Here is a 756-nt window from a genome sequence, read left to right on the forward strand (position 1 = left end):
CGCCTGCCTTTTGACTACTGACATAAATGTTGCAGTCATCCGCATAGCGGCAGAAGCTGTGTCCGCGCCGTTCAAGCTCCTTGTCCAGTTCGTCCAGCAGGATATTTGATAACAGTGGTGACAGCGGTCCGCCTTGTGGCATTCCCTTATCACGTTTTAACACACCCTGCTCATCTACCATCTCTGCTTCCAGATATCGGCGGATGAGTTTGAGTAGCCGGCCATCTTTGATGATTCGGGCTAACCTCGACATCAGGATGTCGTGGTCTACCCGGTCAAAGAACTTCTCTAAATCCATGTCCACAACCCAGCGTTTGCCGCTATGGATGTACTGCTGCGCTTGGCGCACAGCTTGCCATGCATTGCGGTTTGGCCTGAAGCCGTAGCTGGATTCTGAGAACCCGGACTCAACGTGAGGGGTGAGCACTTGCGCTATCGCTTGCTGGATGAGTCTGTCTACTACGGTCGGTATGCCCAGTGTCCTTATCCCGCCATTTGGCTTGGGAATATCGACTTTGCGTATCCTCCGTGGCAGATAGCTACCCGTTATCAGTGCTTCTCTGACACTTGGCCAGTGTGCTTTCAGCCATGGCTTCAACGCCGATGCACTCAGGTTATCTACCCCTGCTGCACCCTTATTTTCCACCACTCGCTGATACGCCAGCATCAGGTTATCTCGGGTTATCACCGCTTCCATCGTCAACGGTACTTCCGCTTTCGTTCGCCCATTGGCCGCCGTGTTAATTTCAGCACCAT

At 53.0% G+C, this 756-nt stretch carries 1 protein-coding gene; it reads right to left on the minus strand.

What is annotated here, in order from left to right:
- Window positions 1-756: group II intron reverse transcriptase/maturase (ltrA, locus tag AAY72_RS14090; RefSeq protein WP_082628999.1), on the minus strand; the 756-nt coding region annotated here is incomplete at both ends.

This window comes from Alishewanella sp. WH16-1 (genome assembly GCF_001441695.1).
Classification (GTDB): Bacteria; Pseudomonadota; Gammaproteobacteria; order Enterobacterales; family Alteromonadaceae; genus Alishewanella; species Alishewanella agri.